We start from the raw sequence: 23,926 nt of genomic DNA, 5'->3' as shown, positions 1-23,926 counted from the left end.
GGATTGTCCGCGGGCTAGCGAAAGTCGCGAGACCTGCTGGCAACCTTGAGCGGCAGCGGACGCAGGTGCTCGGCGACGAGGTTGAGGACGCCGTCGGCCTTCTCCACCCGTCCCCGCACCACCAGCGCCGCGCTCGTGCGCGCCACCTGCCGGAAGCGGCTCCACAGCCCGCCGCTGCACACGACGTTGAGCAGCCCGGTCTCGTCCTCCAACGACAGAAAGGTGACGCCGGCCGCCGTCGCCGGCCGCTGCCGGTGGGTGACGACGCCGGCAGCCTCCACCCGAGTGCCGGTCTGGTAGCCGGCCAGCGCGGCGATCGTGGGGATGCCGGCCGCGGTGAGGTCGTCGCGCAGGAACTGGGTGGGGAAGCTGTCCGGCGAGACCCCGGTGGCCCAGACGTCCGCGACGGCGACCTCGACATCCTCCATCCCCGGCAGCGTCGGCGCGTGATAGCCGACGGCGGTGTTCGGCAGCACCCCGTGCTCACCGGCGAGCGCACCGGCCGCCCACAGCGCCTCGCGCCGGTCGAGGCCGAAGCAGCCGAGCGCGCCGGCGGTGGCCAACGCCTCGAGCTGGGTAGCACGCAGATCCACCCTCCGGGCGAGGTCGGGCAGGTCCCGGAACGGTCCGCCGTGCTCGCGCTCGGTGACGATCCGTTCCGCGGTCTTCTCCCCGATCCCCCGCACCGGGGCCAGCCCGAGGCGGACGGCGAGCTGCGGGTCGGCGTCGACGAGCCGGACGCCGGTGCGCGGGTCCCGGGGAACGTCGCCGGATAATCCTGCTGTCGGCGACAAGTCTGCTCTCGGGGACAAGTCTGCTCTCGGGGACAAGTCTGCTCTCGGGGACAAGTCTGCTCTCGGCGACAATCCTGCTGTCGGCGACAAGTCTGCTCTCGGGGACAAGTCTGCTGTCGGGGACAAGTCTGCTGTGGGCGACGAGTCTGCTCTCGGGGACAAGTCTGCTGTCGCGACGTGGGCGTGGGGGCGGGAGAGCTGGACGTCGGCGCGAAGCACCTGGACGCCGTGGCGGCGGGCGTCGGCGACCAAGGACTGCGGGGAGTAGAAGCCCATCGGCTGGGCGGCGAGCAGCGCGGCGTAGAAGGCCTCCGGGTGGCGGACCTTGAGCCAGGCGCTGGCGTACACCAGGTAGGCGAAGGAGAAGGCGTGGGACTCGGGGAAGCCGAAGTCCGAGAAGGCCTTGAGCTTGTCGTAGATCTGCTCGGCGACGTCGCTGCCGACCCCCTTCTCGGCCATCCCTGCCATGAGGCGGTCGTGCAGCGCGGCCATCCGTTCGGCCGACCGCTTGGACCCCATCGCCTTGCGCAGCTGGTCGGCCTCGGCGGGGCTGAAGCCGGCGACGTCGATGGCGATCTGCATGAGCTGCTCCTGGAACAGCGGCACCCCGAGGGTCTTGGACAGCGCTGGCTCGAGCAGCGGGTGGAGGTAGGTGACCTTCTCCCGGCCCCGCCGCCGGTTGATGTACGGGTTGACCGAGTCACCCTGGATCGGCCCGGGCCGGATGAGCGCGACCTCGACGACGATGTCGTAGAACTCCCGTGGCCGCAGCCGGGGCAGGGTGGCCATCTGGGCGCGGGACTCGACCTGGAACACCCCCACGGTGTCCGCCGCGCACAGCAGGTCATAGACCCGCGGGTCCTCCTGTGGCAGTGCGTGCAGGCCCACCGGGGTGGCGCCGTCGTCGGCCCGGGCGTTGATCTCGGTGAAGGCGATCCGCAGCGCGGTGAGCATCCCCAGGCCGAGGAGGTCGAACTTCACCAGGCCGGCGTCGGCGCAGTCGTCCTTGTCCCACTGCAGCACGGTGCGCCCGGGCATGGTCGCCCACTCCACCGGGCAGACCTCGATGACCGGCCGGTCGCACAGCACCATGCCGCCGGAGTGGATGCCCAGGTGGCGGGGCAGCCGCAGCATCTGCTCGGCGATGTCGAGGACGTCGGCGGGGATGGCGGCGATGTCGTCGGCCGGCGCCGGGCCACGACCGCCGCGCTCCTTCGGGCCGCCTGCCGCGGCGCCGGACCCGCCGCCGTCGTCGGGCCGACGCAGGCTTCCCCACCGCTCGATCGACTTGCTCCACGCGTCCTGCTGGCCGACGTCGTGGCCCAGCGCCCGCGCGGCGTCGCGGACCGCCGAGCGTGGCCGGTAGGAGATGACGTTGGCGACCTGCGCGGCGTGCGTCCGGCCGTAGCGCTCGTAGACGTGCTGGATGACCTCCTCGCGGCGGCCGGACTCGATGTCGAGGTCGATGTCGGGCGGTCCGGACCGGCCCGGGGACAGGAACCGTTCGAACAGCAGCCGGTGCTGGACGGCGTCGACGGCGGTGATCCCCAGCGCGAAGCAGACCGCCGAGTTGGCGGCCGAGCCGCGCCCCTGGCACAGGATGCCCCGCTGCCGGCAGAAGTCGACGATCTCGTGGACGATGAGGAAGTAGCCGGGGAAGCCGAGCTGGCCGATGACGTCGAGCTCGTGCTCGATCATCGCGTAGGCACCGGGCTGGCGCTCGGCCCCGCGCGGCCCGTAGCGCTCCGCGGCGCCGCGCTCGGTGAGCTCGCGCAGCCAGCTGGCTTCGGTGTGGCCGGTCGGCACCGGGTGCGGCGGCAGGTTCGGGGCGACGAGCGCGAGGTCGAAGGCGCACTCGGCGGCGAGCTCGGCGGCGGTGGTGACGGCGCCGGGGGTGCGGTGGTGCAGCCGCAGCATCTCCTCGGCCGAGCGCAGGTAGGCGGGGTAGGGCGGTAGCCAGCCGTCGATCTCCTCCAGCGTGGCCCGGGCCCGGGTGGCGGCGAGGACGTCGGCGAGCGGCTGGTCGGCGGGGCGGGCGGCGTGCACCGCACCGGTGGCGACGAGCGGCAGCCCCGCCTCGGTGGCAAGCCCGGCCAGCGCCGCGGCCTGCGCGTCCTCCCCCGCCCGGCCGTGCCGGGTCACCTCGACGGCGACATTGTCGCGGCCGAACAGCGCGACGAGCTCGTCGAGCGCCACGCGGGCGCCGTCGTGGTCGCCGGCCGCGAGCGCCCGCGGCACTGCGCCCTTGCGGCAACCGGTGAGTACCAGCCACTCGCCGGCCGCGGCGGCGGCGAGCTCCTCGAGGCGGTAGTCCGCCCGGCCCTTCTCACCGGTGGCGAGGTGGGCGGTGGCGATCGCGCGGGAGAGTCGGTGGTAGCCCTCGCTGCCCCGGGACAGCACGACCAGGTGGGTGCCGTCGGGATCCATCCGGCCGTCCTCCCCGGCCTTGGACCGGCCCGCCGCCCGCCCGGTGCCGCCGAGGTCGAGCTCGGCGCCGATGACCGTCGGCAACCCCAGCCCGCGGGCCGCCTCGGCGAACCGGACCACGCCGTAGAGACCGTCATGGTCGGTCAGCCCCAGCGCCGTCAGCCCGAGCCGGTGCGCCTCGACGGCGAGCTCCTCGGGCTGGTTGGCGCCGTCGAGGAAGCTGAAGGCCGAGTGCGCGTGCAGCTCGGCGTACCGCGGCCCTGCCATCACCCACCCCCGACGTCGCACACGTGTTCGAGTGTACGTCGAGGGTCGGACACTGCCCAGTCGGACCGGTGCGCTCAGCCGTTGCCGACCAGCTCGGCGACGGTGCCACGGGACCGCCCCTGCGAGACGTCCCCCTCGGACCGGGCGAGGCCCTCGAGCAGGATGTTGAGGTCGTCGATCGGTCGCAGGATCGCCGCCTTGTCGACCCGGGACGCCTCCTCGACCTCCTCGATGCCGGTGAGCGCCGACTCGGCGGCGGCCACGCCGCTGCCCAGGCTCGCCCGGCTGATGAAGACAATCTCCTCGACGTCGCCGACGACGCTGAGGTCGAGCACCCGCCCCGACACCCGGTCGGTCGTCGCGCTCGCGTTGCCCTCGATGAGGCTGATCCGGCTGCCGGAGACCGACTCGACCATGAGCGTGTGACTGAGGGAACCGCCGGCGAAGCTGTTGGGGTCGGCGACCCCGCGGCGGGTGACCAAGATGTCGCCGGGCTGCGGCCGGATGCGGTCGCGCAGGAACGCCTCGGCCGCCTCCGCGGCGGTCTGGCCGGCCACCGTGCCGGCGGCGATGGCGGTGAGAGTCTCCCGCAGCTCGACGAACGGGCTGTCGGCACTGGTCGCGCTCCGGCTGCGGCGCGTGCCGACGAACGCGCCGCCCTGCGCGGCGTCGGTCTCGATGTCGAGCCCGGGGAACTCCGTCGGGTTGGCGACCTTGTAGCCGGAGCCGGCGACGACGCTGTCGCCGCGGATCGCCGCGAGCGCGGACGTGGCGAACTTGGTGCACCACGCCGCGTCCCCGCCGCCGGTGTAGTCGTCCACCATCGGACCGGCGTTCGCGGTCGCCTCCCACGAGCCGCCGCGGTGCAGGATCGTGCCGAGCAGGAACTCCATGCGGGCGACGGCGGCGGCCGCCTGCCCCAGGACCCGCACCTTCTCGGTGACGTCCGGCTGCTGCTGGCGCCGGAACCGCCGGACGAGGTCGGGGTAGACATCCAGCTGCTGGCGCGACCACGTCACCAGCGCCTCCACCGCCGCACGACGGCTGCCGGCCGTGCCAGCACCCGAGACGGCCGCCTCGTGCGCAGCGAACCCGGGGTGGCGCCGGGCCGCCTGCTCGCGCCGCGCCTCCGCCTGGTTGCCGCGGGCCGTCTCGAGGTCGGCGTCCTCGGTGAGCGTGGGCAGGATCCGGTCGACCGCGGCAATGGTCTCGTCGAGCTCGGCGTCGGACATCGCGGTGAACACCGGTCGGTCGAAGCACATCGTGTGCAGGTCGGAGTCACGCGGCACGAGGCGTTGCACCACCAGCGTGGCCAGCGCGTTCCCGCCGGTCCGCTGCAGTGCGAGCAGCATCCGCGTGTCCACCGGCACCTGACCCAACGTCCCGGCTGCGGGCCGGACGCCGGCGCTCCGGGCGCCGGGGTGCCGACGCGGCGCGATGCCCCGTTCGACCCCCGGGACGGCGAGCGCCCGGGCTGCTGGCATGACCTCACGGTACGCCGGGCCTCGCGACGGGTGTGCCGACGCCGGGGCAGAGCCGGTGCCCGTTCGGGCAGCAGCCCCTGCCGGGAGCGTCGAGGCTCAGAGCGCCCGGTGCTCGGCAGTGACAGCCGATGTCACGCGGGTCCGAACAGCTCGCGGGACCAGCCGGACAAGGATGACCATGACGACCAGCTCGACCAGCGTCTGGGTAACGACGACCAGTGGAACTAGGTCGAACGCGGCCGGGAGGGCGAGTGCCACGGGAAGGATGACCAGGGAGTTGCGAGTCACGCCGCTGAACACCACGGCACGAGCGCCGGGCATGTCCAGCCGCGCGACACGGGCGGCGACGATGCCGACCGGAACCATGATGGCGGCAAAGAGCACGTAGACCGGGATGGCCAGCAGAAGGCTGGTGATCTGCTGGCCGACTCCGCTGATCTGCGAAGCGACCACCGTGGCGAGCGTCAGCATCATCAGCGGCACCATCGCGCCCAGCACGCCGTCCTTCACCGGGCGGCCCCAGCGCGTGCGGGGAGCTGCGAGCCGGGTGAGACCTGCTGCCGCCAGCGGCAGGACGACGAGCATCACGAAGGCGTCGACCAACGGTGCCAGGTCGACGTCGGTGCCGACGTCGGCACCGACGAACAGCCACAGGTAGACCGGGAGCAGCAGCAGCTGACCGAGCATGAGGATCGGGGCCGCCGCCAGGAGTCGCTCATGAGCACCACCGGCCAGCCCGGTGAACACGATGACGTAGTCGATGCACGGTGCCAGCAGCACGAGCAGCACCCCGACGAGAAGGACCTCGTCGTGGGCAACCATCCGCGACAGCCCGAGCACCACGACCGGAACGAGGATGAAGTTAAGGATCAGCGTCGTCGTCAGGAATCGCCCGTCACGAAACGCCCGCCCGATGCTGCCGAACGGCACCCCGACGAAGGTGGCATAGAGCAGCAGCGCGATCACCGGGTTGATCACCGCCTCCGCCGGTTGCGCGACAGCGGGCACGCTCATCCCCACCAGGGCGCCAACCGCCAGCGCAACGAGGTACAGCACCACCTGGCGTCGCTCCATCCATGCCACAGCCGCCGCCATGCCTCAACGGTCCCATGGCCGCAAACGCGGCGAGGCCCGCACCCAAACGGGGTACGGGCCTCGCTGCGCGCTCGGTCAGCAGGTCAGGGGGTGCGACGCACTCCCAGCGTGTCGGTGCCGTTGCCGTCCCAGTCGCCGACGTAGACCACATCATCAGTGCGGCCGTACTTCAGGACCAGGTCAGGCGCCCCACCGGTCAGGGTGTTGTTGACGTGGTACTCCTTGCCGCGGCGCACCGCGAACGTGTCAGCACCATCCCCGTCCCAGTCACCGGCCAGGGTGATGTCCCCCGGCCGGCCGTAGGTGAACGCCACGTCAGCGCCCCCACCAGCCATGGTGTTCTTCACGTGGTAGCGCGCCCCACGGCGGACCGCCAGGGTGTCACCCCCATCGCCGTCCCAGTCACCGACCACGACCGCATCGTCCGTGCGGCCGTACTGGATGACGACGTCGGCCGGGCCCGAGGTCATCGTGTTGCGGACGTGGTACTCCGCCCCCCGACGCACCGCGAAGGTGTCGCGCCCGTCACCGTTCCAGTCACCGACCAGGATGGTGTCTTCGGGGCGGCCGTAGGAGATGACCTGCTCGGCGTCCCCGCCGCGGGCGGCGTTCGACACGTGGAACCGGTTGCCACGCCGCACGGCGATGGTGTCCTTGCCGTCGCCGTCCCAGTCGCCGATGAACACCTCATCAGCGTGCCGGCCGTACTGGAACACGATGTCTGCCCACGCATCCCAGTCGTTGTTCAGGAAGAACCCGTACCGCTGCGGCTCCGGGTCTGGCTCCGGCTCCGGCTCCGGCTCCGGCAGCACCGCGAGCGCGGCCGCTGCCTGGCGCAGCAGCGCCTCCTGGGCAGCGGCGTCCAGGTCTGCGCCGGTCACCTGGGCGATAACGAGCTCGAGCTGCTCGACGACGAGGTCGAGCTCGCCGTCGTCGGCATGCTGCACGGCCTGTGCGGCCGCGGTGGCGAGCTCGGTCGCGAGCGCCTCGGTCAGGCGCTCCTCGCCGGCGAGGTCGGCCACGAGGTAGGACAGGTCGGAGTACCAGGCCTGGTCGATGGCGACGTTGGCCGGCACGTGCCCCTGCTCGACGGCGTGGGCGGTCGTGGCGGCGACCTGGTCGGCGTAGCCCTCGACGCTCGGGTAGAGCTCGGCGAGCACGTCCTCGGGCAGCGGGTCGGAGCTGCCGTCGAGGAAGCAGAACCCGGGGCCGGAGTTGACGCCGCTGTTGATCCGTACCGGCACGTCCTGGGCGGCCAGGCGGACGCCGCCCTGGGCGAGGCCGACCTCGTCTCGGACGATCCCGCCGTCGTCGTCGAGCTCGATCGGGTCCGCGGTGGGCGGCTGGGTGCCGTGGGCGACCCAGTCGACGGTGTGGTCGTAGACGGCGGCCTGCACCTGGTGCTGGGGCACCCGGGACAGCGAGGGCAGGTCACAGGTCTGCGGGATGTCCGGGTGGCCGCCGGGCAGCGTGCCGATGTCGCGCAGGCGCAGCGGCCCGTAGTCGGTGATGAGCTTCCAGTCGCCGTGCGAGGCGCCGGCGACCTCCCAGGTGCGCACCACGTCGGAGTCGGGCTGGCGCTCGGCCGCGCCGATGAGGTTGATGGCGACGTCACCCTCGGAGTTGAGCTTGAACAGCGGGGTGTCGAGGTCGGTGCGGACCGGTCCGCCACCGCCGTGCAGGACGACCGCGTCGAGGATGTCACTCAGCGGCTGGATGCTGTTGTAGTAGGTGTGCAGGCGCCCGGCGGACTGTGAGTGGCCGGTGGCGATGACGTAGTCGGGGTCGAGCGGGCCCAGCGGGTCGGTGCCGGCCGGGTCGCGCAGCGCCTTGACGGCCTGGCTGAACACGTCGAAGGAGAGCGTGTCGTCCCCGACGGCGCCGCCGTCGGTGAGGTCCAGGTTGCCGTAGCGTTCCGGGCTCCACGACTTGAGGCCGGTGCCCGAGTGCACGCCGTCGCGCTGGGCGGAGACGCCGACCCAGGTGTAGCCCTCGCGCATGAGGTGCTCGTGCGTCTGGAACCAGTCGACCTCCTGGTCCCACTGGTTGGAGACGTTGATCCACTCGGCGAGGACGACGCCGTTGAAGTCGGCCTCGGCCACCGGGCGGCGCACGACGATGCGCGTGGTGTAGGCGTGCCCGGTGCTGGTGACGGTGGCGTCGCTCGGGCCGCTCGCGGCGTAGCGGGTGGCCTCGCCGGAGATGATGAACTCCTCCTCGACGTACCCCGCGGCGTCGAGGTCGACGTCGGTGGCCAGGAAGGGGTAGCCGTGGCTCGGGTCGCCGACCGCACTGGTGTGGGCCAGCGGCCCGGTGACGGTGGGGGCGGCGACGGACTCACCGGTTGCCTGCGACTCACGTCGCTCGCTCGGGGGTGGCGCAGGGTCGTCGGGGGCCGCGAGTGCGGCGGGGAAGGTGAGGGTGGCTGCGGCAATGAGCGCGGTGAGGGTGCGTGCCATGGTTCCTCCGGGATCGTCGTCGGCCGGGGGCCGGGGGGCAAAGATACGGACGAAACAGAACCTAGAAGGCTCCCCGCGAGGTGTCAATGGTTCATTTTCGGCCTAAATGGCAGTAGCGTCAGGCGACATGACCGACACCCGCGACGCCACCGCCCGCATCGTCGACGCGCTGCGCGCACACGGGCCGATGACCCGCGCGGAGCTCACCCGGCGCACCGGCCTGTCGAAGTCGACCGTCTCGGGCGCCACCGCCGCACTGGTGGCGAGCGGCGCGGCCCACGACGCCGGAGCGGCGGTCCCTGCCGACGGTCGCCGGGGCGGGCCGGCACGTGGGCGCCCGGGCACGCTCCTGGCGCTGGACGCCGGCCGTGGCGAGGTGGTCGGGGTCGAGTTCGGCGCCTTCCACATCCGGGCCCGGGTGGTCGACGCCGGGCACGGTCACGGGCCCGGCGCCGTCCGGCGGTTGTCGCCGGCCTACGACGCTGCCGACGCCCTGGACGCCACCGTCGACCTCGTGCGCGAGCTGACCGGACGTCCGGGGGCGGCCCCGCTGCTCGGCATCGGCCTGGCGCTCGCGCTCGGGCTCGGTCCGGCCGTGCCCGCACCGACCGGGCCGCGCGGCATGCGCCAAGGGTGGGAGGGGCTCGATCTGCCGACCAGGCTCGCCGAGGCCCTCGGGGTGACCGTGGTCGCCGACAACGACGCGAACTGCGCGGCGCGCGCGGAGCTGCTGTGGGGCGCTGCGCGCGGGTATGACGACTTCGTCCTGCTCAAGCTGCACGCCGGCGTCGGTGGGGCCGTGGTGATCGACCGGAAGGTGCAGGCCGGCCGCCGCGGGGGCGCCGGCGAGTTCGGGCACGTGCCGGTCGACCCCCGCGGACCGCTGTGCCGGTGCGGAGGGCGAGGGTGCCTCGAGGTGTACGCCGGGGTGCCGGCCGTGCTGAGCGCGCTCGCCGTCGGGCCCGGCGGGCTGCCGACGCCCCGCGAGGTGCTCGAGCGGGCGGCGGCCGGCGACTCGGCGTGCCGCCGCGCGCTGCGTGATGCCGGGGAGGCGACGGGGCAGGTCGCGGCGTGGCTGTGCAACGCGCTCAACCCGCAGGCGATCGTGCTGACCGGCGCTCTCAGCGGGGCCGGTGAGCTGCTCGCGGTTCCGGTGCGCGAGTCGGTGGCCCGCACCGCCCTGCCGCTCAACGCTGACGTCGACGTGGTCGTCGGGACGTTGGGGCGCGACGCCGGTCCGCTGGGTGCTGCCGCACGGGTCCTCGCGCCGGTCCCCGCCTGAGACCACCATCGAAGCTCAGTCATAGACCCCCTCGACCCACCACTCGCCGTCGGCCAGCGCGAGCAGCAGCGCCGGCGCACCGGCCACCGTCACCTGCAGCCAGGCCCGGCGTCGTCGCTCGCCCGACCACCACCGCTCCGCCACCGGCCACGGCCCGGCCCAGCCCTCGACGCGGCGCTCCCCCACCCGCGCCGGCGGTGCACTCAGCCGCCCCCGGGCGTCAACCACCACCATGGCGCCGCGGTCGTCGAGGACGGCGACGGCGACCGGCTCGGCGGGCACCGTCGCCGGCGCGGGCGCCGGGATCTGCCCCGGCCACGGGGCGTCCGGCCGGCGCTGCGGCGCCTGGTCGTCCCCCCACACCACGAGCCGGGTCCGTGCTCGCGGGTCGCGCCCGCCCTGGAGGACCGGGACGAGCACGCCGTCGGCGCCGAGCAGCCCTTGGACGCGCAGCGCCGCCCGTTCCGCCTGCACCTCCCCGCGGCCGCGCCGGCCCCACAGCCCGTCGCTGACGACGCCGGCCTCACTCACCTCCTCGGCGACCAGCTTGAGGTGGACGAGCGGCGCGCTCGGCGGCCGGGAGCTGCGTCCGCTGAGCCAGCCGTCGAGCTGCCAGCGCACCCGGTCGGTGAGGTCCGCGGCGCTGGGCGCGGCATCCAGTCGCCAGGTGCGGCCGAGCTCCGCGCCGTCCTCGGTGCGGGCCAGCACCCGCAGCCGCCCGCACGTCTCGCCGCGACGCTGCAGCCGCTCGGCGAGCTCCTCCGCCAGCGCGCGGGCGACGAAGGCGGCGACGTCCGAGCGGGCGGCCGGCGGGTCGAGCTCGGTGCGTACCGTGATGTCCCGCTCCGGGCGGCGGGCGGCCGACACCGTGAGGTCGCCACCGCCGGCCACCCGGCGGGCGAGCACCCCCACCGAGCCGAACCGGGCGGCGACGTCCCCGGGCCGCAGCGCCGCGAGCGCGCCGAGGGTGCGCAGCCCGAGCCGCCGCAGCAGGTCGGTGAGCTCGACGAGGTCGCGGCGCCGGTCCCGGGAGGTGGCCGCCAGCTCGAGGCAGCGGACGTCCTGCGGGGCGAGGAACTCGGCGCTGCGGCCCGCCGGGACGATCACCTCCTGCCGGGCGGCGAGCAGCGCGGCGAGCAGCCCGTCGGCCACCCCCACCTGGCACTCGGCGCCGCTGCCGTCGGCGACCGCGCCGACGAGCAGCTCGGCGAGCGCCTCCTCGCCGCCGGCGTGCCGGGCCGGGCCGCGGGCGGTCATGAGCAGCAACCCCGGCCGGGCCACCTCGACCCCGGCGACGACGTCCTCGACGCTCTGCACCACCGGCTCGAAGGCGCGCGCGTCACGGTTCTCGTCGACGGCGAGCAGCACGAGCTCGGGACACACGCCCCGCGCGGTCCGGCGCCGCATCCCGCGACGCACCCCGGCGCCCCGGGCGGACGACGAGCAGACGACGACGCCGCGGGCGTCGTGCACCGCGACCGGCTCGTCACGGGCCACCAGCCCTTCGGCCACCGCCGCCGCGACCGGCCAGTCCGGCACCCACAGCGCGGCCCGGCGCAGCGCCGCCGACGCCACCGGGGCCGCCGGGCCAGCCGTCGCCGTCAGGTCGGCGGCCATCAGGACACCGCCCGGAGCGGCGGCCGGCCGGCCTGCGGCGTCGGGCCGGCAGCGACCAGCCCGCGCGCCCCGACGCGGACCCGCACCTCGGTCACCTGGCCCCGCCCGGTGGCACTGACGGTCATCTCCTGGCCGGCGACCGCCCCCCAGCCGGCGCCCACCCCCTGCGGCCGTCCCTGCTCCGCGCGCAGCACGAGGTCGCTGCCGGGCCACGGCGCGGTGCTCAGCAGCACGGCACCACGGGTGCGCAGCCGGGCCGACAGCAGCCGCCGGTCCCGGTCCCCCAGCGCCCGGCACGGCCCGACGACGAGCACGTCGAAGCCGTCGACCAGCGCACCGAGCACCGCGGCAGCCTCCGGCCCGGGCCGCGGGACGACGACGGACCGGCCCAGCGCCAGCCCGGCCTCTGCGGCGGCTTGCAGACCGACGTCGGGCAGCGCCGTCAGCGCGGTCCAGCCACCGTCCTGCGCGGCGGCCGCCGTCAGCGCGAGCAGCAGCGAGGTCGACCGGGCCACCTGGACCACGCTGCCGCGGCGCAGCCCCTCGCCGGGGAAGAGCCTGGCGAGCGCCGCCGGCACCGGCAGCAGGTCGGTCGAGGTGCCACCGCCCGGGACGGTGACCCCCTCGACGGGGGCGACGACGGCGGCCGGCGCGGCGGCGTCGTCGTCGTCCTGCGGGCGCGGCAGCGGGGCCAGCCGGGTGCGCAGCCCGGCGGCATCCTCGGCCCGGCTCAACGCCTGGCGAGCCGCCGCCAGCCGCGCGGTCTCGACGCTCATGGCACCTCTCCCCAGCTCTCACTCTATCGAACAGACGTTCGAGATTGAAGAGTAGACCGGATCCCTGACATCGCCGACCGGGGCGCCGGCTGCCACGGTTGTGCCCCCGGGCGGACGGAGCCATAGATTGGGGGAACGTCCGCCAACCGACCAGGAGGCCACCATGGACCTGCAGCGACCCGTCGCCCCCGAGCCCTACGACCTGCTCCCGCCGGTCGCGACCTTCACGTTGACGAGCACTGACCTCACCGACGGCCAGCCGCTGCCGGCCGAGTTCTCACAGGCCGGGGAGAACACCTCGCCACAGCTGAACTGGTCCGGCTTCCCCGCCGAGACCCAGAGCTTCCTCGTCAGCTGCTTCGACCCCGACGCCCCCACCCCTGCCGGCTACTGGCACTGGACGGTCGTCGACCTGCCCTCCGACCTCACCGAGCTCGAGCAGGGCTGGGGCGAGAGCGACCTCATGCTGCCCGGCGCGGCCTACCACGTGCGCAACGACGGTGGCACCCACGCGTACGAGGGTGCGGCCCCGCCGGCCGGGGACCGGCCGCACCGCTACGTCTTCGCCGTCCACGCGCTCGACGTCGACACCCTCGACCTCGACCCGGACGACAGCCCGACGAAGGTCGCCTTCACCGCGCTGTTCCACACGATCGCGCGCGCGACGCTCACCGCCACCTTCCAGCAGTGAGCGCGACGATCGACCCGACGCCGGTGCCCGAGCAGCCCGGCGCGGCGCGCTTCGGCACGCTCACCTGGGTGCCCGCGCTCGACCGCCGCGACCTGCTCGCCGCACCGGTCGTCGCCGCCCTGGAGGTCTTCGCCGGCGCGGACCGTGTCCTCGTCGCCGAGATCGACCCGGACCTGGCCGACACCGCGGCGATGACCGAGGCCTACGAGTTGCCGCTGTCCGCCTCGGTCAACTGCGTCCTCGTCGCCGGTAAGCGTGCCGGTGAGGAGCGGGTGGCCGCCTGCGCGGTCCGCGCCACCACCCGGGCGGACGTCAACGCCACCGTGCGCAAGCTGCTCGACGTCCGCAAGGCCTCCTTCTGGCCCACCGACCAGACGGTGGTGGCCTCCGGCATGGAGTACGGCGGCATCACCCCGATCGGGGTGCCCGACGCCTGGCGGCTGCTCGTCGACGGCGCCGCGGCCGAGGGCCCGGCGATCATCGGCAGCGGCCTGCGGCGGTCCAAGATCCTGCTGCCCGGCGAGGTGCTCGCCGCCCTGCCGCGGGCCGAGGTCGTCGACGGGCTGGGGCTGCCGGTCGCCTGACGCCGGCGGGTCGGCCCGGCCGGCCGCACGCAGTGACGCGAATCTCCCCTACAACCCCACCTCGAGTGCATGCAAAAGCATAGACTGGGGCCATGCCCTCCACGTGACGAACATCGTCATGCGGTCGAGGGCATTCACGATGCGCCGCTGACTATTCGCGCGCACAAGAAAAGGGGAACTTTTCATGGCCAACAAGATGACCAAGGGAACCATTGCTGTCGCCGCAGGTGCGGCACTGCTGCTCGGCGGCGCCGGCACCTACGCCTGGTGGTCGGTGAGCGAGGCAGTCGACGACCAGGGAACCATCCAGTCCGGTGACCTCAACCTGGTCCTGGGAGACGCCTCGTGGCAGCTCAACGGCGCTCCGGTGGCGGACGTCGACGAGGTGCAGATCGTTCCGGGTGACGTCCTCGCCCTCAACCAGCCGGTGACCGTGACCGCGATCGGTGACGACCTGGCCTCCGTGCTCACGGTCGACGCCACCGACCTCAGCGGCGACCCCGAGCTCATCGAGGCGCTCGACGTCTCCTTCACCATGCCTGCCGACGACGCCACATGGGCGACGGCTGCCGGCACCAACGCGTTCAACATCGCTCCCAGCAATGCTTCCTATGACTCGGTCAACGCCGGGGTGACCATCACCTTTGACGAGGACACCGAGGACCAGGTCGCCACGGACAGCACGGTCAACCTCAGCAGCGTGGTGTTCAACCTCGCCCAGGTAGCGGTCGGCAACTGATCGGTACCAGAGGCTCGACGCAGATGCTGCGTAGGTCAGTGCTTGCCGCCGCCGTCACGATTGTTCTCGTGATCGGCGGCGGCGCGCTGGCCCATGCCCTCTGGTCGGTCTCCCAGCCGTTGCCCGCGGTCCAGCTGACCAGCGGCAGCTTTGACATCACTGCCGAGTGGGTCGACGAGCCCGAGGTCACCGGGCTGTTTCCCGGCGACACGGCCACCGGCACCGCACGGGTGACCATGGACAGCGACGCGGCCTGGCAGTACCGGGTCACTCGCGACGCCACCGGCGCGCTGGGCGAGCACGTGGACGTCGGCTGGTACGCCGATGCCGAGTGCGTGGGCGAACCGCTCGCGATAGGCACCCCCAACGGCACCGCACTGGACGGCGAGACTTCGACCGACTTCTGTGTCCGGTTCACCCTGGCGCCCGACACTCCGAGCGACCTCCAGGCGGCAACGGCGGACGTCACCGTCACCGTGACCGCAGAGCAGGTGCTGCAGTGACGGCTCCAGCGCGTCGACCGCGCCGCGGGGCCCGTGCCGGGATCGTCGTCGCGCTGATCATGCTGCTCGCGGCCGGACCGACGGTGGCCTGGGGTCTGTGGAGCCATAGTGTCGAGCTCGACGCCACGACGGCGTCCGCCGGCGTGGTCGCGGCGCCGGCGACTCTTCAGTGCAGCACCGAGGGCGGCCTCTTGGGGCTCGTCGCCCAACACGTCGAACTCTCCTGGCCAGAGCCAGCAGGTGGAGAGCCTGATGGCTACATCGTCCGGGCCGAGGCCGACGGAGAGCTCTTCGAGATCGCCAGGCTCAGCGGCGGTACTCGCAGCTTCGAGCTCAAGGCTGGACTGCTTACCGGCGTTCTCCAGGGTCTGCTCGATCTGATTATCGGCGGAGCCAGACCGGCCCTCACAGTGACCGCCGTCCACGGGTCCGGCTGGGAGTCGGCTCCGACCGCGAGCGTCCAGATCCGCCTGGGGCTCCTCGGGCTCACAGGAGTCCGCTGTGCCTAACCCCCTCCGCCTGATCGGCACCATTCTCAGCGCGCTCGCACTGGCCGTCGCGATCGCCGTCGCGCTGGCGACCGTCGTCGTGCCCAAGGTCATGGGCGCCACCCCGTACACGGTACTCACCGGGAGCATGCGGCCCCACCTGGAACCGGGCACGCTCGCGATCGTGGCCCCGACCGACCCGGCGGACATCCGGGTCGGCGACGTCGTCACCTATCAGATCGCGCCGGGCGAGCCGCAGGTCATCACCCACCGCGTGGTCGGCGTCAACGCGAACACCGGCGGGGACCGCAGCTTCGTCACGCAGGGCGACGCCAACGGATCACCGGACCCCGAGGCCATCCTCCCGGTGCAGATCCGCGGCACAGTGGCCTACAGCCTGCCGTGGCTGGGCCACGTCAACTCCGCGATCAACGTCGACACCCGGAGCGGGCTCGTCGTCGTCGCCGCCGGCGCGCTCATCTCCTACGGTCTGTGGCAGATGGGCTCCGGCGTCCGCGCCCGGCGCCGCGAGGCCCAGCAAGTACCTGCCGTATGAGGACGACCGCGGCCGCGGCGATCGCTGCGCTCCTCGTCCTTCTCGGCGCGCTGCTCCCGGTCCAGCCGGCCGGGGCCGCCACCGGGCCGCCGATGGAGTTCTCCGAGGACGGCGCACAGTGGGCCACCGAGCTCCCGGCGCTCTTCCCGACGACACTGCTCGTGCCGGGTGAGCACGCCACCGCCGTCGTGTGGATCCGCCACCACGGCCCGGGACCGGCCCAGCTCACCGTGACGCTCGGCGACGACCTCGTCGACCCGGCGGGCACCCAGCTCCGTGAGTGGCTCACCGTCCACCTCAACGGCCAGTCGACGACGCCGAGCTCCACCTGGCACGGCCCGGTGGCCGAACCTGGCGCTCCGCTGCGGCTGGGGCTCGACGTCGCCATGTCCGCCGACGCCCCGGCGAGCACGCGGGCGCAGGCCGGTCAGGTGCTGTCGCGACTCGGCTTCCGAGAGGTCGCCCCCTCCGACGACGACAACCACGGCCACGACGACTCCCCCGAGCCGGGCGAGCCGGGTGAAGCGGACCGCGAGCGCCTCAGCACCAGCGGCGTCACCGCGGGCGCCCTGCTCCTGCTGGGAGCGTTCCTCGTCGGCGCCGGCATCACCGTGCGACTGCGCCGTCGCCCGATGCCGACGCGGTCGAGCGGTCGACGCTAGCCACGCCGGCCGGCCGGCACCGAACCCGCCGCCGCAGCCCACCGGCACGTACAGTTGACCGGCCGCCGCGGCACCGCGGCACCACCCGGAACCTAGTGAGCACCATGTCTGTCCCCGCAGCTGCCACGGGCCGGCACCGTCCGTCGCGACGGCTCCAGCACGCACGCGTGGCCACCGCGGCGATGTTCTTCACCAACGGCGCGATCTTCGCCAACCTGCTGCCGCGCTACCCGACGGTGAAGTCCGGGCTGGAGCTGAGCAACACCCAGTTCGGGCTCGTCGTCATCGCCTTCCCGCTCGGCGCCGTCATCGCCGGGCCGCTGGCCGCCGCCACGGTCCGCCGTCTCGGGGCGGCGACGGCGGCCGCCGTCACCACGGTGCTGCTCGCGGTGGCGGTCGCCCTCGTCGGGTGGGTGCCATCACTGTGGCTGCTCGTCGTCGCCCTGTTCGCCGGCGGGGCGATGGACGCGATCGTCGACGTCGCCCAGAACTCCCACGGGCTGTCGGTGCAACGCGGTTATCGACGCTCGATCATCAACTCCTTCCACGCCGTGTGGAGCGCCGGGGCGGTCACCGGCGGGCTCACGGGCACCCTCGCCGCCGCCCGGGACGTCCCGCTGGGCATCCATCTGACGGCGAGCAGCCTGCTGTGGCTCGTCGTCGCCGTTGCCGCGCGGCGTCACGGGCTCTCCGCCGCCGCGGCAGCCGAGCTCGACCGGCTCGCCGACCCGCCGGACCCTCACCAGGCGAGCGGCCCGGCAGAACGGTTCCGGGCGGCCCTGCGGCGCCCTGCCGTCGTCCTCGTCGCGCTCGTGGTCATCGCGATGAGCGGGACGATGGTCGAGGACGCCGGCAACACGTGGTCGGCGGTGTACCTCAGCGAGGAGCTCGGCGCCGGGCCGGCGGTGGCGGGCTTCGGCTTCGTGGCCCTCGTCGGTGCCCAGCTCATCGGGCGGACCCTCGGAGACCCCATGACCGACCGGCTCGGTCAGCGGGCGGTGGCCCGGCTCGGCGCCGTGCTGATCATCCTCGGGATGGCCGTCGTCGTCGTCGGGCCGGGCGTGGGCGCCGTCACCGGCGGCTTCGCGCTCGCCGGTTTCGGCTCCGCGACGCTCGTCCCGGCGGCGATGAACGCCGCGGACGACATCCCGGGCATCCGGAAGGGCAGCGGGCTGACCATCGTCTCCTGGCTGATGCGGCTCGCGTTCCTGCTGTCGCCACCGGTGGTCGGGGCCCTCGGGGACGCCTTCGGGCTGCGTGTAGGCCTGGCGATCGTGCCGGTGCTCGCGCTGGCGACGCTGGCGCTGGCCGGCGTGCTGCGCGGCCGCGCGCCGTAGCAACTACGGCTCGATGCCGCGGTCGGCGCGGTACTGGATGGACGAGGCGAAGATCTCCGCGAACAGCTCCTCGACCCGGGCCTCCACCGCGGCGGCGTCGCGGGCCTGACGACGGCCCCGGTGGATCGCCATCAGCTCGACGGCGTCGTCGAGCCGGTCCGCCTGCGCCAGCCACCGCTGGGCCTGCGCCGTCTCAGCAGGGTCCTCAGCCTCGGCCAGCCGGGCCTGCGACTGGGTGCGCAGCAGCGCGACCGACCGCCGCAGCCGGTCGGGCCGCGACCGCCCGGACCGCGCGCCGTTGAACCGGTCGAGCAGGTCCTGGCCGTACCGGGCGAGCTCGGGGTTGTCGCGCATGAGCGCGGCCACCCCCTTGACCCCGGCGTAGACGAACGGCCCCAGCCGGGTCGCCGTCCTGAGAATCACGCTGATCTTGCCCATCGGTCTCCTCGTCGCGGTCGTTCTCCTCGTCCGAGGGTACGGCGACGACCGGCGCCGAGCATGGTGGGAGGATGTCGCGGTGTTCCACGTCATCTTCTACGAGCCCCGCATCCCGCCGAACACCGGCAACGCCATCCGGATGACCGCGTGCCTGGGCGCCACCCTGCACCTCGTCGAGCCGCTCGGCTTCGTGCTGAGCGACGCCCACCTGCGCCGCGCGGGCTTGGACTACCACGACCTCGCGCACGTCGTCGTCCACGCCGACCTCGATGCCGCGCTGGCCGCGGTGGCGCCGGGGCGCGTCTACGCGTTCACCGGCGCCGCCACCACCTCGTTCGGCGACGTCGCCTACCGGGCGGGTGACGCGCTGCTGTTCGGGCCCGAGCCCACCGGGCTGCCCGGCCACGTGCTCGACGACTCGCGGCTCACCGACCGGGTCCGGATCCCGATGATTCCGCAGGCGCGGTCGATGAACCTGTCCAACGCCGCGGCCGTGGGCGCTTACGAGACCTGGCGCCAGCTCGGCTACGCCGGCGGAGTCTGACGCTTCGGTCCGTCGGAGGGCACCCCTACGATGGCGGGCGTGGACCCGCGGACCGTGCCACCGGCCCCCCGCCTCGGCGGGGTGGACTCCTGGCTGCGCCGGCGGCCGTGGCTGACCGACGCGGTCCTCGCCGCGGCACTGGCCGCCGTCCTCGCGCCGGCGTCCCTCGGTCCGCTGCTGGCCGGCGGCCCGACCGCCCCGTGGCTCCTGCCGGCCATCGCCGCGATCGTCGTCGCCCACCTGGCGGTCGCGCTCCGGCGCACCAAGCCCGCGGCCGCCTACGCCACCGGCGCGGCCGCGATGCTCGTCCTCGTGCTCGTCCCGGTGACCGTCACGACGAACGGCGCCGTCGTCGGCCCCTTCCCAGCGATCCTGCTACCCAGCGCCCTCGTGTTTCCCGTCCTCCTCTACTCGGCGGCCGCCTATGCCCGCCCGCCGTGGCCCACGCTGGCGCTCGCCGTCGGGCTGCTCGGCGCCGTGATCACCGCGGTGCCGCTGTGGACCGGCCCGGACTGGGTGTCGCCCGCCCTCGGCGGCCCCGCGGCCGTCGACACCACCGAGCTGCTCCCCCGGGCGATGGTGCTCGGCGCGCTGCTCGCCGTCGTCCTCGCCGGCTGGGGGCTGGGCCGGTTCCGCGGGGTCCGGGCGGCCTACCTCGGCCAGCTGGAGGAGCGGACCCGCGAGGCGCAGGCGCGCGAGGCCCGGCAGGTCGCCCAGGCCGCGGCCGAGGAACGCACCCGGGTGGCGCGCGAGATGCATGACATCGTGGCGCACAGCCTCGCCGTCATCGTGCGGCAGGCCGAGGGCGGCCGGCTCGCCGGCGAGCACGACCCGGCGGTCGCGCTGCGCACCCTGGACACGGTGGCTGAGACGGGGCGGGACGCGCTGGACGACACCCGCACGGTGCTCGGCCGGCTGCGCAGCGACGGGACGGACACCGACGGCGAGCAACGGGGCGACCCCGCGGTGGAGGACATACCGGCGCTTGTCGAGCGGGTGCGGGCCACCGGCCTGCCGGTCGACCTGGTGGTCACCGGCACCCCGGTGCGGCTCTCGCCGACCGCCCGGCTAGCGGCCTATCGGGTGGCGCAGGAGGCACTGACGAACGTGGTCAAGCACGCCGGCGACGGCGCCCGGGCGTGTGTCGGACTGGCCTGGGCGGCGGACTCGCTGACCGTCACCGTCGAGGACGCCGGTGGCTCGCCGCCGCCGCCCGGCGAATCCGGGCTCGGGCTGCTCGGGATGCGCGAGCGGGTCGACCTCGAGGGCGGCGAGCTGGTCGCCCGCCCGCGCGACGACGGCTTCGTCGTGCGGGCCTCGATACCCTCGGGGCGCAGCGGGACGCGACGGCGCCCCGAGGACGACGAGAAGCGGGCATGATCCGGGTGGCGCTCGTCGACGACCAGGAGCTGGTGCGGACCGGCCTGGCGATGGTCGTCGACTCGCAACCCGACATGCGGGTGGTCGGCGAGGCCGCCGACGGCCCGAGCGCCCTCGACCTCGTCGCCACCACTCCTTGCGACGTCGTCCTCATGGACGTCCGGATGCCGGGCCTCGACGGCGTGGCGACCACCCGTCGGCTGCTGGCGCGCCACCCCGACATCCCCCGGGTGATCGTGCTGACCACGTACGACTTCGACGACTACGCCTTCGCCGCGCTCAAGGCCGGCGCCAGCGGCTTCCTGCTCAAGGACGCCCCCGCCGCGGAGGTGCTCGCCGCCGTCCGGGCGGTGCACGACGGCGATGCCGTCCTTGCTCCCTCGACCACCCGGCGCCTCATCGCCCACGTCGCGGCCGGCCTGCCGGGGCCGCGGTCCGGCGCCGACCCGTTCGAGCGGCTCACCGTCCGGGAGCGCGAGGTGCTGCTGGAGGTCGCCACCGGCGCCTCCAACGCCGAGATCGCCGGCCGGCTGTTCCTCTCGGAGGCGACTGTGAAGACCCACGTCGGCCGGCTGCTGACCAAGCTCGGCCTGCGCGACCGGGTGCAGGCGGTGGTGCTGGCCTACGAGAGCGGGCTGGTTCGTCCCCGGGGCTGAGCCCGGCGGCGCAGCACGTAGGCGTACGTCGCCGCGGCCAGCGCGACCCCCCACACCGGCCAGAACAGCTCCGGCAGCCAGGCGGCGACGTCGGCCTCCGTGCCCGGGAAGTACTCGCCGAACCGGTCGGCGAGGAGAAAGCGCCAGAACATCAGGCCGGCCGAGGTGACCGCCGCGGCGACCAGGCTCGCCGGCGCCACGGCCACTGCCACGGGTACCCGCCGCCCGCCGACGCCGGGCAACCAGCGGGGGACGGTGGTGCCCCACGGCCGCAGCAGCCCCCAGGTCAGCACCGCCCCGACGACGGCGCCGGTCGCCAACCCGGCGCCGGCGAGCACTCCCGGGCCGAGCTCGTCGAGCAGCTCCTGCCGCACCCCGAACGGGATGCCCAGCGCCCAGGCGTACCGGGTGGCCGCGTACCCGAGCGGTACAACCATCGCGACGTAGGTCGCCAGGCGGCCCCAGCGGGCGACGGCGGCCGGTGCGGTCCACCACGGACGGCCGCGGTCACCGTCGTACCGGTTGACGGCACCGCCGTGGCAGATGCCGGCGCCGACCCATGCCAGGCCGGCGGCCATCAGCACCAGGAGGTTGACATCCGGCCAGCTGAGCGCAGGTATGCCACCGCCGCCGGGCAGCAGCCCGAGCGCGGCGAGCGGCAGCATGGGGAGGTAGCCGAGGTTGGCGAGGATCCGGAAGTCCGTCAGCACGACGGCGAGCACCACACCGAGGACGACGGCGGCGCCGGCCGCCACCCGGTCCGCCGCGCCGGCCCGACCCGGGCGAGGACGCCGCGCCGCCATCACCGCGGCGAGCAGCAGACCGGCGGCGGCCAGCCCGGTGTAGAGCGCCGCTGCGCGGGTGGGACCGAGCGGCTCGAGCACGCTGAGCAGCAGCGCCGGGTCAACGGCCGGGTCCGCCGGGTTGCCGCTGCCGCCCTGCAGCCACCGCAGGCCGAGGACGAGGTACGCCAGCGACCACAGCGCGGCGACCGGCAGGGCAAGCCTCGACCACCAGCGCGCACTGGGCACGGCAGTGACGGGCAGACGGGTCGGGGCGGGGGTGCGGACCGACATGGGGTGCTCCTCTCCGGACGAGTTCCGGCCGGGCGCCGGATCACCTCCAGCGTCCGGGGCGGCGGTGGTGAGGTCGTCGTCCGCAGGTAGCGACGCCGTACGCCGCGAGGATGACGGCACCGGAGCACGCCACGCGGCAGGGATAATGTTCCGGTGACCACGACCATCAGCTACCAGGGCGAGCCCGGCTCGAACTCCGACATCGCCAGCCGCGAGTGTTACCCGGAGGGGCAGGGCCTGCCGAGCGCGTCCTTCGAGGACGCCCTCGCCGCCGTGCAGACCGGCGCCGCCGACCTCGCGATGATCCCGATCGACAATTCCAGCAACGGGCGGGTGGCGGACATCCACCACTTCCTGCCGCGCTCGGGGCTGCACATCGTCGCCGAGTTCTTCTTGCCCATCCACTTCCAGCTGCTGGCCGTCGAGGGCGCGACCCGCGCGTCGGTGCGCACCGTGCACAGCCACGTGCACGCGCTGGGCCAGTGCCGCCGGATCACCGCCGAGCTCGGGCTGACCGCCGTCGTCGCCGGCGATACCGCCGGGGCGGCCCGCGAGGTGGCCGAGGCGAACGACCCCTCCCGCGCCGCGTTCGCCACCGCGCTCGCCGGGGAGATCTACGGCCTGCGGACGCTCGCGTCGGACGTCGAGGACGAGAAGCACAACACCACCCGGTTCGTCGTCCTCGCCCGCGAGCGCACCACCCCGCCGAGCACCGGCGGGCCGACCGTCACCACCTTCGTGTTCCGGATCCGCAACATCCCCGGTGCGCTCTACAAGGCGCTGGGCGCCTTCGCCACGAACATGATCAACATGACCAAGCTCGAGTCGTACATGATGGACGGCGAGTTCGCCGCCACCGGGTTCCTCGTCGACGTCGAGGCGCACCCCGAGGAGCCCGCGCTGGCCCGCGCCCTCGAGGAGCTGACCTACTTCACCGACGAGCTCGACATCCTCGGCGTGTACCCGGCCCACCCGTACCGCGAGCAGAGCCGGCGGGCCTGAGCGGGCGGGACCTCGGCATCGGCGACGAGAGTCGGCGCACCGAGCACTCAAGCCATCGGGGTGACTCAGCCCGGCCATCGATGGCAAGCACGTCCGTGGACGAGATGCTGCTCACGCTCGGTCGATGATCACGCACACTGGACTTCCGAACACGTTCCGAATAGGTTGGGCCCATGACCACCGCAGCAGACCTCCCCGTGGCGACCCGGCGCTCCTCGGACCTGAGCAAGCACTCCGCCGAGGTCTTCGCCGAGGCCGAGGACCACCCCGTGACGGTGACCCGGCGCGACGGCGAGGCGCTGGTGCTCATGTCGCAGCGCGAGGCCGAGGGTCGCTCTCGCCTGCTGAACTTCGCAGCGCAGCTCATCACCGTCACCCTCGACGACGACGGGCCTCTCGCAGCGCGCATGGCCAAGGCGTTCCCGTGGATGCTCGCCCTGTCGCCCGCGGACCGGAAATCCTGCGCGCAGGACCTCGTGGACGCCGCGCGCGCCTCGTTCTCCACCGGCCAGCCGCACCTCGCGATCGCCGAACTGACGTCCTGGAAGGAGACGGCGACCGCCGTCGCCGCCGGGCTCGGCAGCGCCGACCTTGCGTGGCTCGACGACGACGAGACCGTAGAGCGTCCGTAGCCGTGGCGGCCGCCAAGAAGGGCGAGCTGGTCCCCCGCCCTCCGAAGAGGACCGAGTACGAGATCCGATTCGCCACCGCCGACGCCCAGAAGGGATGGCGGGACCTCGTCGCGACGATCCGCAGCCCGATGACGGAGACCTGGGACTCCCTCACGCGGACGCCCCTGGTCACGACGCCGACGAACTACCGACTCAAGGGCGAGCTCAGCACGATCTCGCGCGGCGGCGCGACCCACGAGCGCTGGCAGCACAAGCCGACGGCGAAGGGCACCGCGCGCATCTGGTTCTACGTCCACGAGCGCACGGTCTCCCTGGAGCAGGTGCACACGAGCCACCCGAACGAGACGAAGTAGGAATCGCCCTCTTCGGGGACCTCGACCGCCACCCGAGCCAACACCGCGCGACGCCATCCACATGACACCAAGAGCCGCGCGGGT

General features: G+C 73.8%; 23 protein-coding genes. 15 read left to right on the top strand and 8 right to left on the bottom strand.

Annotated elements, in window-relative coordinates:
* Nucleotides 1-14: 14 nt before the first annotated feature.
* From V2J52_RS00340 to V2J52_RS00325, 4 genes are all read right to left on the bottom strand, one after another.
* The gene (locus tag V2J52_RS00340) at nt 15-3,488 is read right to left on the bottom strand and encodes an error-prone DNA polymerase (protein ID WP_331225675.1); all 3,474 of its coding nucleotides are present in this window, start codon (nt 3,486-3,488) and stop codon (nt 15-17) included.
* A 74-nt stretch (nt 3,489-3,562) separates the two neighbouring features.
* Nucleotides 3,563-4,972, bottom strand: coding sequence for a CHAP domain-containing protein (locus V2J52_RS00335; protein ID WP_331225674.1), 1,410 nt, complete (start codon nt 4,970-4,972; stop codon nt 3,563-3,565).
* Between the two features lie 96 nt (nt 4,973-5,068).
* Entirely contained in the window at nt 5,069-6,067 is a 999-nt protein-coding gene (locus tag V2J52_RS00330; protein ID WP_331225673.1) for an arsenic resistance protein, read from the bottom strand.
* Between the two features lie 83 nt (nt 6,068-6,150).
* The gene (locus V2J52_RS00325) at nt 6,151-8,526 is read right to left on the bottom strand and encodes an alpha/beta hydrolase domain-containing protein (protein ID WP_331225672.1); all 2,376 of its coding nucleotides are present in this window, start codon (nt 8,524-8,526) and stop codon (nt 6,151-6,153) included.
* Between the two features lie 127 nt (nt 8,527-8,653).
* Between V2J52_RS00325 and V2J52_RS00320 the strand changes: the two genes are divergently transcribed.
* On the top strand, nt 8,654-9,808 hold the full coding sequence (locus V2J52_RS00320) for an ROK family transcriptional regulator (protein ID WP_331225671.1): 1,155 nt from the start codon (nt 8,654-8,656) through the stop codon (nt 9,806-9,808).
* A 15-nt stretch (nt 9,809-9,823) separates the two neighbouring features.
* Here the strand turns inward: V2J52_RS00320 and V2J52_RS00315 are convergent, their stop codons facing one another.
* Both V2J52_RS00315 and imuA' read right to left on the bottom strand, forming a co-directional pair.
* Nucleotides 9,824-11,425 carry a Y-family DNA polymerase gene (locus V2J52_RS00315; protein WP_331225670.1) on the bottom strand — a complete coding sequence of 534 codons (1,602 nt, stop codon included), beginning with the start codon at nt 11,423-11,425 and terminating at the stop codon, nt 9,824-9,826.
* A complete protein-coding gene (gene imuA' / locus V2J52_RS00310; protein WP_331225669.1) occupies nt 11,425-12,201 on the bottom strand; it encodes a DnaE2-dependent mutagenesis accessory factor ImuA' in 777 nt (258 codons plus the stop codon). The genes V2J52_RS00315 and imuA' overlap by 1 nt, the downstream gene beginning before the upstream one ends.
* A gap of 163 nt (nt 12,202-12,364) precedes the next feature.
* Between imuA' and V2J52_RS00305 the strand changes: the two genes are divergently transcribed.
* The 8 genes from V2J52_RS00305 (at nt 12,365) to V2J52_RS00270 (ending at nt 17,761) form a co-directional block, all read left to right on the top strand.
* On the top strand, nt 12,365-12,892 hold the full coding sequence (locus tag V2J52_RS00305) for a YbhB/YbcL family Raf kinase inhibitor-like protein (RefSeq protein ID WP_331225668.1): 528 nt from the start codon (nt 12,365-12,367) through the stop codon (nt 12,890-12,892).
* Nucleotides 12,889-13,476 (top strand): YbaK/EbsC family protein, encoded by a 588-nt coding sequence (locus V2J52_RS00300; RefSeq protein ID WP_331225667.1) that lies wholly within the window; start codon nt 12,889-12,891, stop codon nt 13,474-13,476. The genes V2J52_RS00305 and V2J52_RS00300 overlap by 4 nt, the downstream gene beginning before the upstream one ends.
* Nucleotides 13,477-13,660: 184 nt before the next feature.
* Complete coding sequence (locus V2J52_RS00295; RefSeq protein WP_331225666.1) at nt 13,661-14,215, top strand: alternate-type signal peptide domain-containing protein; 555 nt, start codon at nt 13,661-13,663, stop codon at nt 14,213-14,215.
* A gap of 23 nt (nt 14,216-14,238) precedes the next feature.
* Nucleotides 14,239-14,718, top strand: a complete 480-nt coding sequence (locus V2J52_RS00290; RefSeq protein ID WP_331225665.1) for a hypothetical protein — start codon at nt 14,239-14,241, stop codon at nt 14,716-14,718.
* A gap of 59 nt (nt 14,719-14,777) precedes the next feature.
* Nucleotides 14,778-15,227, top strand: coding sequence for a hypothetical protein (locus V2J52_RS00285; RefSeq protein ID WP_331225664.1), 450 nt, complete (start codon nt 14,778-14,780; stop codon nt 15,225-15,227).
* A complete protein-coding gene (locus V2J52_RS00280) occupies nt 15,220-15,762 on the top strand; it encodes a signal peptidase I (protein WP_331225663.1) in 543 nt (180 codons plus the stop codon). Before V2J52_RS00285 ends, V2J52_RS00280 begins: the two co-directional genes overlap by 8 nt.
* Entirely contained in the window at nt 15,759-16,424 is a 666-nt protein-coding gene (locus tag V2J52_RS00275) for a hypothetical protein (protein WP_331225662.1), read from the top strand. Before V2J52_RS00280 ends, V2J52_RS00275 begins: the two co-directional genes overlap by 4 nt.
* 104 nt (nt 16,425-16,528) lie before the next feature.
* Entirely contained in the window at nt 16,529-17,761 is a 1,233-nt protein-coding gene (locus V2J52_RS00270) for an MFS transporter (protein WP_491062151.1), read from the top strand.
* Nucleotides 17,762-17,764: 3 nt separating this feature from the next.
* On the opposite strand, the gene V2J52_RS00265 is transcribed toward V2J52_RS00270, so the two are convergent.
* Nucleotides 17,765-18,199 (bottom strand): hypothetical protein, encoded by a 435-nt coding sequence (locus V2J52_RS00265; RefSeq protein WP_331225660.1) that lies wholly within the window; start codon nt 18,197-18,199, stop codon nt 17,765-17,767.
* Nucleotides 18,200-18,278: 79 nt separating this feature from the next.
* On the opposite strand from V2J52_RS00265, the gene V2J52_RS00260 reads away from it, so the two are divergent.
* Genes V2J52_RS00260 through V2J52_RS00250 form a run of 3 tightly spaced genes read left to right on the top strand, consistent with a single transcriptional unit; the run spans nt 18,279 to nt 20,779 of the window.
* Complete coding sequence (locus V2J52_RS00260; RefSeq protein WP_331226466.1) at nt 18,279-18,743, top strand: tRNA (cytidine(34)-2'-O)-methyltransferase; 465 nt, start codon at nt 18,279-18,281, stop codon at nt 18,741-18,743.
* 39 nt (nt 18,744-18,782) lie between these two features.
* Nucleotides 18,783-20,123: a sensor histidine kinase gene (locus V2J52_RS00255; RefSeq protein ID WP_331225659.1), complete on the top strand. Its 1,341-nt coding sequence runs from the start codon at nt 18,783-18,785 to the stop codon at nt 20,121-20,123.
* Nucleotides 20,120-20,779, top strand: a complete 660-nt coding sequence (locus V2J52_RS00250; protein ID WP_331225658.1) for a response regulator transcription factor — start codon at nt 20,120-20,122, stop codon at nt 20,777-20,779. Before V2J52_RS00255 ends, V2J52_RS00250 begins: the two co-directional genes overlap by 4 nt.
* Here the strand turns inward: V2J52_RS00250 and V2J52_RS00245 are convergent.
* On the bottom strand, nt 20,746-21,855 hold the full coding sequence (locus V2J52_RS00245; protein ID WP_331225657.1) for a hypothetical protein: 1,110 nt from the start codon (nt 21,853-21,855) through the stop codon (nt 20,746-20,748). The two genes, V2J52_RS00250 and V2J52_RS00245, sit on opposite strands and share 34 nt — an antisense overlap.
* A gap of 153 nt (nt 21,856-22,008) precedes the next feature.
* Between V2J52_RS00245 and V2J52_RS00240 the strand changes: the two genes are divergently transcribed.
* From V2J52_RS00240 to V2J52_RS00230, 3 genes are all read left to right on the top strand, one after another.
* Nucleotides 22,009-22,857, top strand: a complete 849-nt coding sequence (locus V2J52_RS00240; protein ID WP_331225656.1) for a prephenate dehydratase — start codon at nt 22,009-22,011, stop codon at nt 22,855-22,857.
* 173 nt (nt 22,858-23,030) lie between these two features.
* Nucleotides 23,031-23,489 (top strand): prevent-host-death protein, encoded by a 459-nt coding sequence (locus V2J52_RS00235; protein WP_331225655.1) that lies wholly within the window; start codon nt 23,031-23,033, stop codon nt 23,487-23,489.
* Between the two features lie 2 nt (nt 23,490-23,491).
* The gene (locus V2J52_RS00230) at nt 23,492-23,842 is read left to right on the top strand and encodes a hypothetical protein (protein WP_331225654.1); all 351 of its coding nucleotides are present in this window, start codon (nt 23,492-23,494) and stop codon (nt 23,840-23,842) included.
* The last annotated feature ends 84 nt before the right edge of the window (nt 23,843-23,926 follow it).

Origin of the sequence: Georgenia sunbinii (assembly GCF_036421875.1) — a bacterium.
Lineage (GTDB): Bacteria > Actinomycetota > Actinomycetes > Actinomycetales > Actinomycetaceae > Georgenia_B > Georgenia_B sunbinii.
Note: the sequence above shows the minus strand (reverse complement) of the source record. Positions and strands in the feature narration are given on the sequence as shown.

Bases quoted from the DNA above. Each gene is read 5' to 3' on its own strand.
- V2J52_RS00340 (WP_331225675.1), bottom strand. From the start codon at position 3,488: ATGGCAGGGCCGCGGTACGCCGAGCTGCACGCGCACTCGGCCTTCAGC.
- V2J52_RS00335 (WP_331225674.1), bottom strand. From the start codon at position 4,972: ATGCCAGCAGCCCGGGCGCTCGCCGTCCCGGGGGTCGAACGGGGCATC.
- V2J52_RS00330 (WP_331225673.1), bottom strand. From the start codon at position 6,067: ATGGCGGCGGCTGTGGCATGGATGGAGCGACGCCAGGTGGTGCTGTAC.
- V2J52_RS00325 (WP_331225672.1), bottom strand. From the start codon at position 8,526: ATGGCACGCACCCTCACCGCGCTCATTGCCGCAGCCACCCTCACCTTC.
- V2J52_RS00320 (WP_331225671.1), top strand. From the start codon at position 8,654: ATGACCGACACCCGCGACGCCACCGCCCGCATCGTCGACGCGCTGCGC.
- V2J52_RS00315 (WP_331225670.1), bottom strand. From the start codon at position 11,425: ATGGCCGCCGACCTGACGGCGACGGCTGGCCCGGCGGCCCCGGTGGCG.
- imuA' (WP_331225669.1), bottom strand. From the start codon at position 12,201: ATGAGCGTCGAGACCGCGCGGCTGGCGGCGGCTCGCCAGGCGTTGAGC.
- V2J52_RS00305 (WP_331225668.1), top strand. From the start codon at position 12,365: ATGGACCTGCAGCGACCCGTCGCCCCCGAGCCCTACGACCTGCTCCCG.
- V2J52_RS00295 (WP_331225666.1), top strand. From the start codon at position 13,661: ATGGCCAACAAGATGACCAAGGGAACCATTGCTGTCGCCGCAGGTGCG.
- V2J52_RS00290 (WP_331225665.1), top strand. From the start codon at position 14,239: ATGCTGCGTAGGTCAGTGCTTGCCGCCGCCGTCACGATTGTTCTCGTG.
- V2J52_RS00285 (WP_331225664.1), top strand. From the start codon at position 14,778: ATGCTGCTCGCGGCCGGACCGACGGTGGCCTGGGGTCTGTGGAGCCAT.
- V2J52_RS00275 (WP_331225662.1), top strand. From the start codon at position 15,759: ATGAGGACGACCGCGGCCGCGGCGATCGCTGCGCTCCTCGTCCTTCTC.
- V2J52_RS00270 (WP_491062151.1), top strand. From the start codon at position 16,529: ATGTCTGTCCCCGCAGCTGCCACGGGCCGGCACCGTCCGTCGCGACGG.
- V2J52_RS00265 (WP_331225660.1), bottom strand. From the start codon at position 18,199: ATGGGCAAGATCAGCGTGATTCTCAGGACGGCGACCCGGCTGGGGCCG.
- V2J52_RS00250 (WP_331225658.1), top strand. From the start codon at position 20,120: ATGATCCGGGTGGCGCTCGTCGACGACCAGGAGCTGGTGCGGACCGGC.
- V2J52_RS00245 (WP_331225657.1), bottom strand. From the start codon at position 21,855: ATGTCGGTCCGCACCCCCGCCCCGACCCGTCTGCCCGTCACTGCCGTG.
- V2J52_RS00235 (WP_331225655.1), top strand. From the start codon at position 23,031: ATGACCACCGCAGCAGACCTCCCCGTGGCGACCCGGCGCTCCTCGGAC.